This window comes from Glycomyces sp. L485 (assembly GCF_022548875.1).
GTDB lineage: Bacteria > Actinomycetota > Actinomycetes > Mycobacteriales > Micromonosporaceae > Glycomyces.
In genome coordinates this window covers 236-12,063 of record NZ_JAKZEW010000029.1, presented here as the reverse complement: position 1 = coordinate 12,063, position 11,828 = coordinate 236, and the positions used below count along the sequence as shown (strand labels likewise).

Annotated in this window: 10 protein-coding genes and 1 pseudogene; 5 read left to right on the top strand and 6 right to left on the bottom strand. The window is 70.2% G+C overall.

Annotation, left to right across the window (positions count from 1 at the left end; genetic code table 11):
• Positions 1-130: 130 nt before the first annotated feature.
• The 3 genes from L0U85_RS14260 to L0U85_RS14250 form a co-directional block, all read right to left on the bottom strand.
• Positions 131-724, bottom strand: coding sequence for a histidine phosphatase family protein (locus L0U85_RS14260; RefSeq protein ID WP_241378430.1), 594 nt, complete (start codon positions 722-724; stop codon positions 131-133).
• A 54-nt stretch (positions 725-778) separates the two neighbouring features.
• Positions 779-1,795, bottom strand: coding sequence for an L-histidine N(alpha)-methyltransferase (locus L0U85_RS14255; protein ID WP_241378429.1), 1,017 nt, complete (start codon positions 1,793-1,795; stop codon positions 779-781).
• Between the two features lie 123 nt (positions 1,796-1,918).
• Positions 1,919-2,806, bottom strand: a complete 888-nt coding sequence (locus tag L0U85_RS14250; RefSeq protein ID WP_241378473.1) for a carbohydrate kinase — start codon at positions 2,804-2,806, stop codon at positions 1,919-1,921.
• 172 nt (positions 2,807-2,978) lie between these two features.
• Between L0U85_RS14250 and L0U85_RS14245 the strand changes: the two genes are divergently transcribed.
• Positions 2,979-3,524, top strand: a complete 546-nt coding sequence (locus tag L0U85_RS14245; RefSeq protein WP_241378428.1) for a DUF4245 family protein — start codon at positions 2,979-2,981, stop codon at positions 3,522-3,524.
• On the opposite strand, the gene L0U85_RS14240 is transcribed toward L0U85_RS14245, so the two are convergent.
• Positions 3,521-3,727: an exodeoxyribonuclease VII small subunit gene (locus L0U85_RS14240; protein WP_241378427.1), complete on the bottom strand. Its 207-nt coding sequence runs from the start codon at positions 3,725-3,727 to the stop codon at positions 3,521-3,523. The two genes, L0U85_RS14245 and L0U85_RS14240, sit on opposite strands and share 4 nt — an antisense overlap.
• Entirely contained in the window at positions 3,724-4,926 is a 1,203-nt protein-coding gene (gene xseA, locus L0U85_RS14235) for an exodeoxyribonuclease VII large subunit (RefSeq protein WP_241378426.1), read from the bottom strand. The genes L0U85_RS14240 and xseA overlap by 4 nt, the downstream gene beginning before the upstream one ends.
• A gap of 95 nt (positions 4,927-5,021) precedes the next feature.
• Here xseA and L0U85_RS14230 point away from each other — a divergent pair, with 95 nt between their 5' ends.
• Complete coding sequence (locus L0U85_RS14230) at positions 5,022-5,984, top strand: 4-hydroxy-3-methylbut-2-enyl diphosphate reductase (RefSeq protein ID WP_241378425.1); 963 nt, start codon at positions 5,022-5,024, stop codon at positions 5,982-5,984.
• Here the strand turns inward: L0U85_RS14230 and L0U85_RS14225 are convergent.
• Positions 5,972-7,105 carry a DNA recombination protein RmuC gene (locus L0U85_RS14225; RefSeq protein ID WP_241378424.1) on the bottom strand — a complete coding sequence of 378 codons (1,134 nt, stop codon included), beginning with the start codon at positions 7,103-7,105 and terminating at the stop codon, positions 5,972-5,974. The genes L0U85_RS14230 and L0U85_RS14225 overlap by 13 nt on opposite strands.
• Positions 7,106-7,146: 41 nt before the next feature.
• On the opposite strand from L0U85_RS14225, the gene L0U85_RS14220 reads away from it, so the two are divergent.
• The 3 genes and pseudogenes from L0U85_RS14220 to L0U85_RS14210 form a co-directional block, all read left to right on the top strand.
• The gene (locus tag L0U85_RS14220) at positions 7,147-7,893 is read left to right on the top strand and encodes a hypothetical protein (RefSeq protein WP_241378423.1); all 747 of its coding nucleotides are present in this window, start codon (positions 7,147-7,149) and stop codon (positions 7,891-7,893) included.
• A gap of 407 nt (positions 7,894-8,300) precedes the next feature.
• Positions 8,301-11,621, top strand: a complete 3,321-nt coding sequence (locus tag L0U85_RS14215; protein ID WP_241378422.1) for a S8 family serine peptidase — start codon at positions 8,301-8,303, stop codon at positions 11,619-11,621.
• 10 nt (positions 11,622-11,631) lie between these two features.
• Positions 11,632-11,828, top strand: a pseudogene (locus L0U85_RS14210) (hypothetical protein); the annotation flags it as partial.

Genomic DNA, 11,828 nt, shown 5'->3' with positions numbered 1-11,828 from the left:
AGGGTGCGGATGCAGGGGATGCCCACCTGTAACGTGCTTCACCGTATGCGACGATCACCGCACTGCCCGGCGGACGGCGGGATCGAGGATCTACAGGGGAACGACTTGGGCCGCTGCCGATCAGGGCCTTTCACTCGGCAGACGCGACGGCGGCGGTCAGATTCCACAGCGTCACCGCCCGGCGCCCGTGCTCGAAGCCGAGCGCGGCGACCGAGGCCGTGTCGATCGTGAAGTCCCGGCCGTCCCCGGCCGGGCGGCCCAGCCATCGCGCGGCCGCCACCCGCAGGCTGTGGCCGTGGGCCACGAACGCCACATCACCCTCGTCGAGGAGGCCGCTGGCCTCGGCGATGACGCGGTCCAGCCGCTCCTCCACCTCTGATGCCGATTCGCCTCCAGGACCCTTGCCGCCGCCGGTCCAGATCGTCCAGTCCGGGTCGGTCGCGCGGATCTCGTCGAGCGTCCTGCCCTCGTAGTCGCCGTACGCCCACTCGGCCAGATCCGGCTTGACCTCGGTGATGGTGAGACCGGCGAGCGCGGCGGTCTGGACGGCGCGCACCCGCGGGCTCGCCCAGATCGCGGCGAACTTCCGGTCCGCGAGCAGGGACGTCAAGCCCTTCGCCTGCGCCACTCCGGTGTCGGTGAGGTCCAGATCGGTGACCGAGGTGTGTCGACCCGAGGCCGACCAGGTCGTCTCGCCGTGGCGGATCAGCACGATTTCTCCCATGCCGATCACCCTAAAGAGTCACCCGGCGCCCTGCACCGGGTCGGGGAGCGCCGTTCACGCGACCCTGGCCAGGAAGAGCCCGAAGTAGTCGCTCGTGTCGGTCCAGCACTGCTCCGGCTCGAAACCCGCCGCCTGGAGCTGGACCTCCAGCTCACCGCGGTGGAACTTCTTCGAGATGCCCGTGTGGAGCTCCTCCCCGACGCCGAATTCGACGGCGAGGTCGATCGCGGCCAGGTCCACCCTCATCGGCTTGAGCGCCCGCAGCCGCAACTCGACCGTCGTGGCGTCCGCGTCCCAAAACGTGACGTGCTCGAAGTTGCTCGGTTCGAAGTCGGCGTCGAGCCGGTCGTTGAGCACGTGCAGGACGTTCCGGTTGAACTCCGCGGTGATCCCGGCGGCGTCGTTGTACGCGGCCAGGATGACCTCTGGGTCCTTCACCAGGTCGGCGCCCACCAGGAACCAGTCGCCCGGCCGCAGCGCGTCGCGCAGATCCCGCAGGAACTGTCCGCGCTCCATCCCGGTGAAGTTGCCGAACGTGCCGCCGAGGAACGCAACGAGTCGCGTGTGCTGGTGGTCCGGCACGTGCTCCAGATGCAGCGTGAAGTCGCCGACGATGCCTCCCAGCATGATGTCGCGGTAGCGCGCGGACAGCTCGCCCAGCACGCTGCGCACCGAGTCGGCGTCGACGTCGAACGGCCAGAACGACTCCAGCTGGCCGTCGCGGTCGAGCGTGTCGAGCAGCACCCGGATCTTCTCGGCCCTGCCCGCGCCCAGCTCGATCACCGACACAGGCGCCCCCATGGGGCTCTCGAAACCGCCGGAATTCGACTCGGTCGCGAGCACGTCGGCGATCGCCTCCGCGTTCGCCCCCAGGATCTCGCGTTCGCACCTGGACGGGTAGTACTCGCTCTGCCACGTCAGCTCGCTGAACAGCGCGGCCCCGCGGCCGTCGTAGTGCAACCGCATCGGCAGATACTTCGGGGCCGAGGTCAGACCCCTGCGGGCGTCGAAGCGCAAGGCCGCTTCGAGGTCGGACTCGTCGAGGCAGATGCGCAGTTCTGGTTCGGACACACCACGATCTTATGCCGCTGTGATGCTCGTTGCATTCGCGTCGGCCCCAGGGCCGCAACCGGGCCGCCTGACAACGCAGCGAGCGGCCGAACGGGCCCGTCTCGGGCCCGCAACCAGGCCGCCCTACGGCGCCCCGGGGACCGTGCAGGCCTGCGCGGCGAGCTGGCTCGCGTATCGCAGCGCCGCGGTGATCACGGCGCGGTTGCCCCACGCCGCGGTCCGGTCCAGACGCATCCAGCCCGCCGAGGTGAGCCAGCCCAGCAGCCCCGAGGTGAACGCGTCCCCCGCGCCGATCGCATCGACCAGCTCCACCGGCACCGCCGGCACCTCTGTGACGTGCTTGCGGTGGAACGCCACCGACCCCGCGTCCCCCAGCGTCACCACCACGAGCTCGGCGCCCAGTTCGATCCACCCGTAGGCGACCTTGTCGACATCGGTGTCCGGGTAGATCTGCGCCAGGTCCCGTTCCGAGACCCGCACCAGGTTCGACAGCCCCGCGAGCCGATCGGTGCGACGACGCACCTGGTCGGCATCGCCCATCGCCGGCAGCCTGATGTTCGGGTCGAACGAGACCGGCACCGACCGCCGCGCCCGGTTCACCCAGTGCTCGACGACCCGCGCCGACGGCTCGACGAAGGCCGCCAGCGAACCGAAATGGACGAGGTCGACCCACGAGGGGTCGACCGAAGGCAGCGACCGCCCGTTCCACGTGAAATCCGCCGTCCCACTCGTCCAGAAGTCGTAACTGGCCGTCCCGTCCTCGTCGACCACCGCGAGCGCCAGCGTCGAAGGCAGATCGGTGCGAAGCAGGAAGTCGCGCCGCACCCCGGCCGAGATGTGGCGCCGCCACACCTGCCTCCCGAAGTGGTCGCCGCCGACCGACCCGACCAGCGCCGTCGGCACGCCGCGCCTCGCCAGCGCCACCGCCGTGTTCGCGGGGCCGCCCCCGCAGGTCGGTCGCAACCCGCCTCCCGGCGCGGGCACGAGGTCGATCACGTTCTCGCCTACCACGAGAATCAACGGAGACTCCTTCCGGTCAAGGACGGCATGTGAAGTTCGGGTGAGGGTAGAGCAACGGCCTCCCGGGCCGTCGCTCGCGGGCTGTGGACAAGGGCGAGACGGGCAGGCCACCTGAAGGTGGGGCGGTGCGGCCCGTCTCGGGTCGGTCGGTCACCATGGGTTCATGTCCAGCGATGACGTCAAGGTTACGGCCGAGCCGACTTCCCGCCCGAAGCAGCGCCGGATGCGCGACATGGCGCTGTCCCTGGCGGTGCTGCTGGTGCCGCTGGCGGTCTTCTACTGGGCGTGGAACTGGGCTGCCTCCGACCGGGAGGTCAGCGTCGTGGATACCAGCGAGGTCTACATGAACGCGGCATCGCTCGGCCTGGACGCGGTCCACCCCGAGCTGCCCGAGGAATGGAAGCCGATCTCCAGCGCGCTGGCGACCGCCGACGACGCGGTGACGCTGCGGGTCGGCTGGTATTCGCCGGACGGGCACGGATTCCAGTTCGTGCAGACGACCGGCCCGGTCGACGAGGTCGACGATCGGCTGACCGGCGCGGGCGAGCCGGTGTCGGCGGGCGCCATGGACTGGGCGGCCTACGACACCGACGCCGGCGAGGCGTGGGTGGCCGAGTCGGCCGGCTCGTCGATCGTGCTCCTGGCCGAGTCGGACGGCGCCGGTGAACTGCCGCAGCTCGCCGGAGGCGTGGCCGCAGGTCTCAATTAGTCCTCCTCCTCGCTCGTCTCGGCGCGCGCTGCGAGGCGTTCACGGGCGCCTTCGAGATGCGCCTGGCACAGGTCCGCGAGGGCCTCGCCCCGCTCCCAGAGCTTCAGCGACTCCTCGAGGGTGGCGCCCCCGGCCTCGAGCTTCTCGACGGTGGCGACGAGCTCGGCCCGAGCCTGCTCGTAGGTCAGTTTCCGGTCGGTCATGGCCCCTCTTCTCTCTCGGTGACGGCCGCTTGCAGGCTGCCCGCGGCGAGCCGGACGCGGATGCGCTCGCCGGCGTCGGCGGCGTCGCGCAGGACCGCGCCCGTGCCGGCGTCGGTGGCGATCGCGTAGCCGCGGTCGAGTGTGGACTGCGGTGAGAGGGAACGCAGACGCGCCCGCAGGTGCTCCAGGTCGTCGACCGAGCGTTCGAGCCGGTGGCGCACGCGCGTCCGCATTCGCTCGGTCAGGTTGTCGACCGCTTCGGCGCGGGCCTCGAGCATGGTCTCCGGCCTGGAGAGCACCGGCCTGGCCCGCATCGCGACGAGCGCGTCCTGCTCGCGCGTGAGCAGCGCGTTCAACGCCTGGCGCAGGCGGGTGCGGCTGATATTCAGGCCACGCTGCTCCTCGGCGAGATCGGGGACGACCTTCTTGCCGGCCTCGGTCGGGGTCGAGGCGCGCCAGTCGGCGACGTAGTCGAGCAGTGGCGTGTCCGGTTCGTGCCCGATCGCCGAGACCACCGGCGTGCCGGCCTGGGCGACCGCCCGGCACAGGGTCTCGTCGGAGAACGGCAACAGGTCCTCCATCGAGCCGCCGCCGCGGGCGATGACGATGACCTCGACGTCGGGATCGGCGTCGAGCTCGGCCAGCGCCGCGCACACCTCGGCGACCGCCTTCGGGCCCTGGACGGCGACCTCGCGGACCTCGAAATCCGCGGCCGGCAGGCGGGCCCTGGCGTTCTTGAGCACATCCCGCATCGCGTCGGAGGCGCGGCCGGTGACCAGCCCGATCCGATACGGCAGGAACGGCAGCGGCTTCTTGCGTTCGGCGGCGAACAGGCCCTCGGCAGCCAGGAGCTTCTTGAGCCGCTCCAGGCGGGCGAGGAGCTCGCCGAGCCCGACCTGGCGGATCTCGCGCAGATGCAGCGACAGCGACCCGTTCTTGTCCCACCACTGGGCCTGGGCGCGGACGACGACCTGCGCGCCGTCCCGCAGCGGCGGATCGCAGGCCGCGGCGGCCCCGGTGAAGTCCACGACCCGCATCGACACCTCCGCCGAAGGGTCGCGCAGGGTCAGGTAGACGGTGCGGCCGCGGTGGCTGATCTCGGTGATCTGCCCCTCGGTCCACACCTCGCCGAGCCGGGCGACCCAATCGCCGATCTTCTTGGAGACCACCCGCAGCGGCCAGGGGTTCTCCGCGCTCATGGGAGCGGACGGTCCGGTACGTGGCGCTGGGTCGGTCACGTGGCCAGACTAACCGTCGCCTGTGACGAAACCGGGTCGGCGGCTACCATCGAGGCGTGGCAGACCCCAAGCGAGTGTTGTTGGCCAAGCCCCGCGGCTACTGCGCGGGCGTGGACCGGGCCGTGGAGACCGTCGAGAAGGCGCTGGAGCTCTACGGCGCTCCCGTCTACGTCCGAAAAGAGATCGTCCACAACCGCCACGTCGTGGAGACCCTCCAGGACGCCGGCGCGATCTTCGTCGAGGAGAACGAGGAGGTCCCGCACGGCTCGGTCGTGGTGTTCTCCGCGCACGGCGTCGCCCCCGAGGTCCACGAGCAGGCCGCCGAGCGCGAACTCAAGGCCATCGACGCCACCTGCCCGCTGGTCACGAAGGTCCACCAGGAAGCCCGCCGCTTCGCCCGCGACGACTACGACATCCTGCTCATCGGCCACGAGGGCCACGAGGAGGTCGTCGGCACCTCCGGCGAGGCTCCCGCCCACATCCAGCTCGTCGACGGCCCCGACTCGGTCGACCAGGTGAACGTCCGCGACCCCGAGCGGGTCGTATGGCTGTCGCAGACGACGCTGTCGGTCGACGAGACCATGGAGACCGTCGACCGCCTCAAGAAGCGGCTGCCGATGCTCCAGAGCCCGCCCAGCGACGACATCTGCTACGCCACCCAGAACCGCCAGCAGGTCGTCAAGGACATCGCCGCCGACTGCGACGTCATGATCGTCGTCGGCTCCCGCAACTCCTCCAACTCCGTCCGGCTCGTCGAGGTCGCCCTCCAGCACGGCGCGAAGTCCGGCCACCTCGTCGACTTCGCGCACGAGATCGACGAGGCCTGGCTCGAAGGCGCGGCCACTGTAGGCGTCTCCTCAGGCGCCTCCGTCCCGGACAACCTCGTCCAGGACGTGCTCGCGTTCCTCGCCGAACGCGGCTACGGCGACGTCGAGGAGATCGAACCGGTCACCGAGAAGATCACCTTCCAGCTGCCGCGCGAACTCGTCCGCGACCTGAAGGCCGCTCAAACTCCCTGAGACTCGTCCCAGGTCGGCCGCCTCGCCGGGGTCACGACCGGCGCGATCGGCTCCGGCGGATCCGAGGCCACCTCCAGCTCCGAGAAACGGCGCGCGGTCACCATCAGCCGCGACTCGACGCTCGCCACCGCCGCGTTGAACGACCCCACAGCGGCATCGAGCGACGAGCCGAGCCGCCCGAAATGCCCCGACACCGTCGCCAGCCGCTCGTGCAGTTCCCGCCCGAGCTTGTGGACCTCCTTGGCGTGCTCCGCGAGCGCCTCCTGCCGCCAGGTGTGCGCGACCGTGCGCAGCAGCACCATCAGCGTCGCCGGGGACGCCACGACCACGTTGCGCGCGAACGCGTCCTCCATGAGCGCCGGGTCCGACCGGAGCGCCCCGTCCAGGAACGCGTCCGCCGGGACGAACAGCACCACCAGCTCCGGCGAGTCCTCGAACGCCCGCCAGTACTCCTTGCCCGCCAACGACTCCACATGCCGCCGCAGGTGCTTCGCGTGCATGCGCAGCGCCGCCTGGCGCGCCTCCTCGTCGTCGGCTTCGAGAGCCTCCAGGTAAGCCTGGAGCGGCGCCTTGGCGTCCACGACGATCGAGCGCCCGCCCGAGAGCCGCACCACCAGGTCCGGTCGCACCACCCGCCCGTCGACCTCGCCCGAATGCTGCTGCGAGAAGTCGCAGTGCTCGACCATCCCGGCCGCCTCGACGAGCCGGCGCAGCTGCACCTCGCCCCACTGCCCCCGCACCTGCGGTGACTTCAGCGCCCCGAGCAGCCGCCCCGTCTGGTCGCGCAGCGCCTCGGAGATGTCGGCGACGCCGGAGAGCTGGATCCGCAGCTGCGCGTACGCGTCCAGCCGCGCCCGCTCCACGTCGCCGAGCCGGTTCTCATAGCGCGCCAACGTCTCCGCGATCGGCGCGAGCACCTCCCCGACGGCGTGCCGCGAATGGTCGGTCGCCTCGTAGGCCACCGCCTTCAACGTCGCCTCCAGCCGCTGCTCGTTGTCCGAGGCGGCCTCCAGCCTGGCCGACGCCGAGGCCAACTCCACCGCCTGGCGAGAACGCCCCGCGAACCAGCCGCCGAACGCCCCGGCTGCCAGGCACACCACCGCCAATAGGACCCACGTCATGGGGGCCAGTCTAAATGCGCCGACCCGGGTAGGCTCGGTCCATGGGACTGTGGTTGACCTTGCTAGTGATCGCGATCGCGGTCATCGCCTTCGTCGTGTACTCCAACAAGCAGCGCGCCGAGCGCGAGCTGGCCGACGCCGAGGCCGAAGCCCGGCGCCTGTACGAGCGACTCGGCGGGCAGAGCATGAACCTGACCGCCGCGGGCGACAACCCCGCCGCGGGCCAGGCGCTGGCCGACGCCGGAGAGCGCTACACCGCCGCCGGATCCCAGCTCGACTCGGCCGCCACCATCCGGCAGTACCGGTTGGTGTCCGAGACTGCCATAGAAGGGCTGCACTACATCCGGGCCGCACGCGAGGCCATGGGCATGGACCCGGGCCCCGAGGTGCCGCTGCTGCCGGGCCAGACCCGCGCCGGCGCCCTGAAGGAACCGGTGTCCGCCGAGGTCGAGGGCCGCTCCTACACCGGTTCGCCCGCTCCTGACAACCAGAACCGCCACTACTATCCGGGTGGCAATGTGGACGGACGTCCGGTCCCGTCCGGCTGGTACAACACGCCGTGGTGGAAGCCCGCGCTCGCGGGTGTCGGCGGCGCCCTGGTCGGCGTGATGATCTTCGACGCGCTGCTCGCCCCGGCATACGCCGAGGGCATGGTCGAGGGCGGCGACGACGCCGCCGCCGAAGGCGGCGGGGAAGCCGAAACCGAGGCCGGCATGGAGGACTCCGGTGACGTCGGCGGCGATTTCGGAGGGGACTTCGGGGGCGATTTCGGAGGCTTCGACATCTGACGCATCGCGATGACGGCCCGGCAGCGACGCTGCCGGGCCGTCATCGTATGTGATCTTAGTCACTCTGCCGGTCTTCGCTAGGGGTTTCGATCGCGTTGCGGACCGTCGCCGACCGGCATCGAATCGGGCTCCGGCGATCGGTCACGGACGGTCACAGTCCGAGTTCACGTCCATCGATATGTCTACGAATGTCGTGGCCCCCATGGTGATACGCACCGTTTCGGCCATCTGTCCGTTACGGCTTCGAAGCGCGAACCACCGCGCACCTGTACAAAACGGGGCCTTGTGCATTCTCGTGTGGACTGGCACGGTGTCTCGCGGGGGTGCCTCGCGGCGCCCTCCGCCACACCCGAAGCGACGGCGCACGGCCCCCGGCGCCGAAGCCCACCAACAGAACAGGAGCCGTCGTGACACAGTCACAACGATGGCGTCAAGCATTCGCGGTCGCGTCCACAGGCGTCCTGGTATCGGCCTTCGCCGGTTCCGCCGCCTTCGCCGAGTCCGAGTCCGACGTCGACGAGCTGGTCGAGCAGAAGGTCGCCGCAGAAGTGCTCGGCGAGATCGACGCCGAAGGCGAAGCCGAACTCTGGGTACGTTTCCAAGGCTCCCCGGACTTCGCACCCGCCTTCGGCGCCGACGCCAAAGACGACAAGGGAACCGCCGCCGTACAGGCGGCGAAGGAATTCGCTCGAACCTCCCAGGCCGACCTGGCCGCCGTCCTCGACGAGAACGGCGTGGACTACGAATCCTACTGGGCCACATCGACCGTGAAGGTCACGGGCGATGCCGCGATGGTGGAGCGCATCGTAGCCCTCGACGAGGTCGCGTCGATCGTCGAGGCCCCCGAGTACGCCATGGTCGAACCCGTCGAGATGGACATAGAGCCCGCCACGACCGAGTGGGGGCTCGACAACATCCACGCCGACGACGTGTGGGACCTGGGCTTCGACGGCACCGGCGTCGTCATCGCCGGCATCGACTCCGGCGTCGATCACACCCACCCCGCCCTGGTCGAGCAGTACCGCGGCAACAACGGCGACGGCACCTTCAGCCACGACTACAACTTCCTCGACGTCCAGGGCACCTGCGGCGGCGCCCCCTGCGACGGGGACGGCCACGGCACGCACACCATGGGCACCATGGTCGGCGACGACGGCGGCGAGAACCAGATCGGCGTCGCCCCCGGCGCCGAATGGATCGCCGTCAACGGGTGCTGCCCGAGCCTGGAGGCGCTCATCGAGGCCGGGGAGTGGATCGCCGCGCCCACCGACGCGGACGGGAACGACCCCGACCCGTCGATGGCGCCCGACATCGTCAACAACTCCTGGGGCACCACCGCCTCGGTCGACGACCCGTTCTACGAGGACATCGTCTCCCTGTGGCACGCGGCAGGGATCATCCCCGTCACATCCCTGGGCAACAACGGGTCCGGCTGCGAGACCGCCGGATCCCCTGGCATATACCCGAATGTGATCGGCGTGGGCGCCTACGACGTCAACGACGAGATCGGGGACTTCTCCGCCCGCGGCCCCGGCCGCGACGGCGCCGTCAAACCCGACGTCGCCGCTCCCGGCGTCAACGTCCGCTCGGCCCTGCCGGGCGGCGAGTACGGCATCGAAAACGGCACGTCCATGGCGGCCCCGCACGTCGCCGGCACGATCGCGCTCATGCTCTCCGCGGCACCGGCGCTCGAAGGCGACTACGACTCGGTCTACGCGATCATCACCGGCTCGGCCAGGGCCACCGCCGACGACCAGTGCGGCGGCACCGCCGAGCACAACAACGTCTACGGGCACGGCCGCATCGACGCGCTCGAGGCCGTCCTGGCCTCCCCGATCGGAGACACCGGCGGAGTCGAGGGCACCGTCACCGACGCCGCCGGCGACCCGCTCGAAGGCGTCGAGCTCGCCTTCGTAGGCGAGTTCACCCGCAAGGCCACCACCGGGGACGACGGCGCCTACGCGCTGCCGGTCGTCCCGGCCGGCGACTACACCGTGACCGCCTCGAAATTCGGCTACCGCTCGGCCGAGGGAACCGTCCTCATCACCGCAGACGAGACCGCCGTCCACGACATGACGCTCGGCGTCGTGCCGTCCGAGACGGTCTCCGGCACCGTCGTCGACGGCTCAGGCCACGGCTGGCCGCTGCCCGCGACGGTCTCCACCGCGGGCGGTGAGGCCACCGCGGTGACCGACCCGCTCACCGGCGAATTCACGATCACCCTCCCCGAAGGCGAATGGGAACTGGAGGTCGCCGCCGACTATCCCGGATACCAGGAGGTCACCGTCCCGGTCGTCGCCGCGACGGACGACGTCATCGAGGTCCCGATCGCGGACGGCTGCATAGCGCCCGGCTACGGCTACGACCCGCTCGGCGCCGGGTTCGAGTCGGACTCGGCCCCGCCCGGTTGGACCGTCGTCAATCGCGGCGACGAGCCTTGGCGGTTCGACGATGAAGGGAACCTCACCTCCGGCTCGGGGGGATTCGCCGCGGCGAACTCCGACGCGCAGGGATCGGGAAGCCGCCTGATGGACACCGACCTGATCTCGCCGGTCTTCGACCTGACCCGCGCCGCCGACCCGACCCTGACGTTCGACTCCGACTACTTCAAGGGCCAGTACGACACCGAGGCCGATGTCGCGATCTCGGTCGACGGCGGCGAGAGCTGGGAACAGGTCTGGTCGGCCGACTCCGACCGGCGCAGCGCCACCGAGACGGTCGACTTGGCGGAATGGGCCGACGCCACCGCCGCGCAGCTGAAGTTCCACTACACCGACAACACCGACTGGGCCTGGTGGTGGCAGATCGACAACGTCCTCGTCGGCGCTGACGACTGCGTGCCGCTCGAAGGCGGCCTCGTGGTCGGATCCGTCACCGAACTGGACACCGGCGCGGCGATCGAAGGCGCGACGGTCACCCACGACGCCTCCGACTTCGGCGGCACCACCGACGCCGACGGCTCGTACTGGACGTTCGCGACCGGCTCGGGCCCATCGGATTTCACGGCCGTCAAGGCCGACTTCGGCGCCGTCGTCGAACAGGTCGACATCGTGCCCGACGGCGTGACCGAGGCCGACTTCGCCATCGGGACCGCCGAGATCACCGTCAGCTCGGTCGCCCTGAACTCCTATGTGCAGCAGGGGAGTTCGTGGACGCACAAGTTGCGGCTCTCCAACTCCGGAGCCGCCGACGGCATCGTGTCCTTCGACGTGTCCGAAGGCGGCTTCTCCATCATGGGCTTCGGCAACCCCTCGGACACCTCCTGGCTGAGCGTCGAGACCGACTCGGTCACGGTGCCGGCGGGGGAGACCGTGACCGTCAGCGTCACGACCACCGCGAGCGAGGAGTCCGGCGTCGACCAGCCGGGCACCTACACCGCGACGTTGACGCTGGACGTGGTGAGCCCCCACGAGAAGCCGAGCCTGGCCGTCTCGATGGTGGTCGTCCCGAAGCACGAGCAGGGCAAGCTCCTCGGCACCGTCGAGGCCGAGACCTGCTCGGGCGAGACCGAGGCGCTGCCGGAGGTGCAGGTGCAGGTCCGCGAGTACGGCGGCCCCACCGAGCACCTGTCGACCGCCGATGACGGGACCTACTCCTACTGGTTCGACGAGGGCACCTACACGGTCATCGTCTCGAAGGACGGCTACGCGGCCGACTTCGACCTGGTCGAAGTGGAGCCCGGAACGAGCAACGAACTCGGGTTCACCTTGACCGAACTCGGCTGCTAGTCAGCCGCTGATGCGCTGGGCCCCAGTCGTTTCCGGCTGGGGCCCGGTGTTGTACTTGGGCCTGAAGGATTTCGCGGTCTTGCGCGGGGGAAAGGTGATCGAGAACCCGCGGTTCTTCGGCAAGCTCGAACGGAAACTGAAGCGAGCGCAGAGGGTGCTGTCGCGCAAAGCGAAGGGCTCAGCCAACCGGCTGAAGGCCCATCTCGC